1 protein-coding gene is annotated in these 1,863 nt (G+C 40.0%); it reads left to right on the top strand.

Going from position 1 to position 1,863, the window contains the following annotated elements:
- Positions 1-503 precede the first annotated feature (503 nt).
- Entirely contained in the window at positions 504-1,778 is a 1,275-nt protein-coding gene (gene ltrA / locus CHI06_RS28880; protein ID WP_095252062.1) for a group II intron reverse transcriptase/maturase, read from the top strand.
- The last annotated feature ends 85 nt before the right edge of the window (positions 1,779-1,863 follow it).

Here is a 1,863-nt window from a genome sequence, read left to right on the forward strand (position 1 = left end):
TTTGTGTGCCAGGCATGGCAACTATCTAGGTGGTGAAAGTCCACTGTGGGGGTACACATCGACCAACCACTAAAGAAGCGCAAGGTACTTATCGTGAGGTAAGGGCTGGAGGAAGCGTGGATTAAAATCTTGGCTCGACGAACAGAAATCTGATACTAAGGCTTTATAAGGGGATGAGACTCCAAAGCAAGTCAAAGTCCAAAAGATGTGCGTAACTTTGTAGAGTAAATCAGACGAGTAAAAGAGGAAAGATAGTTGTCTTACCCTGGGAGGTCTTGCGGGTGTACAGCTAGTACAGTCGAAAAAGGTTAGCCGCAAGAAGTCAGCAGAAGCCATAGTAATGAAATAAACTCATGAAGGGCTGAACAATTTATAGTGTTTCAACACCACGAATGCGTAAGTGACGTACTCCGAATGTGTTAATGGAGAAAGTATGAGCGTATCTCAAAGGACAACCAAAATGGAGCTATCACTTACTACGTGAGAGGGAAGGAGAAACGAGTGTGGAACTTTTAGAACAGATTCTAAGTAATCAAAATATGAATGAAGCCTACTTGCGTGTCTATAAAAATAAAGGTGCAAGTGGGGTCGATGGAGTAACAGTCGATGAACTAAAGCAATATTTGAAGGAGAACAAGGATGAGCTACGTCAGCGCATCAGAACAAGAAAATACCAACCACAAGCTGCCTTAAGAGTGGAGATCCCAAAAGAAAATGGAAAGATGCGCAAATTGGGAATACCAACAGTAGTGGATAGAGTAGTTCAACAAGCCATTCATCAAGTTCTCAGTCCGATATTTGAAAAGCAATTCAGTGAATTTAGTTACGGCTTTAGACCAAGAAGAAGTTGTGAGATGGCAATTGTTAAAAGCTTGGAATTTATGAATGATGGACATGATTGGGTAGTGGATATTGACCTCGAAAGATTCTTCGATACGGTCCACCACGATAAACTAATGAGAATTATAGCCAACACAATAGATGATGGAGATGTTATCTCGCTAATCAGAAGATACTTAGTTAGTGGAGTCATGGTGAAGGGGAAGTATGAAGAAACCTCAGTCGGGACTCCGCAAGGAGGCAACCTCAGTCCATTATTGAGTAATATTATGTTAAATGAACTTGATAAGGAACTTGATAGTAGAGGTTTACTATTCGTGAGATACGCTGATGACGCACTTATCTTCGTCAAGAGTGAGCAAGCAGCGAACAGAGTTATGAAATCAATAACGAAGTTTATCGAAGGAAAATTAGGACTGATTGTCAATTCTGAAAAGAGTAGAGTCTCACGCCCGAGAGAGTTAAAATTCTTAGGTTTTGGGTATTACTACGATTTCACAAATAAGAGATACCAAGTGAGTCCTCACCCAACTACAGTTCAGAAATTTAAAAGGAAGCTTCGTCAATTGACAAAAAGAAACTGGAGTGTTCCATTAGACTACCGAATATTGAAACTGAAACAAGTCATATTCGGATGGGTAAATTACTTTAGAATCGCTAATATGAAAAAAGTAATGAGTCGGGTAGATGAGAAGTTACGCTCAAGAATAAGGGTAATCATCTGGAAACAATGGAAGATACCTAAAAAACAAATTAAATCGCTAATCCAACTAGGGATACCCGAAGAAGAAGCAAAAGGGTTAACCTTTTGCCGAAAAGGTTATCGGTATATCGGATTATCGAAAGTTGTTCAAAGAGCAATCTCAAACAAAAGACTAAAGCAGAGGGGCGTACCCTCTGCTTTAGAACGTTACTTAAAGGTTCACACTGTAATATAAATTGAAACGCCGTATACGAGAACCGTACGTACGGTGTTGTGAGAGGGGCGAAAATAACCTAACTTATTTTCCCTCTACTCGATTC

This window comes from Bacillus sp. 7884-1 (assembly GCF_002272245.1).
Lineage (GTDB): Bacteria > Bacillota > Bacilli > Bacillales > Cytobacillaceae > Neobacillus.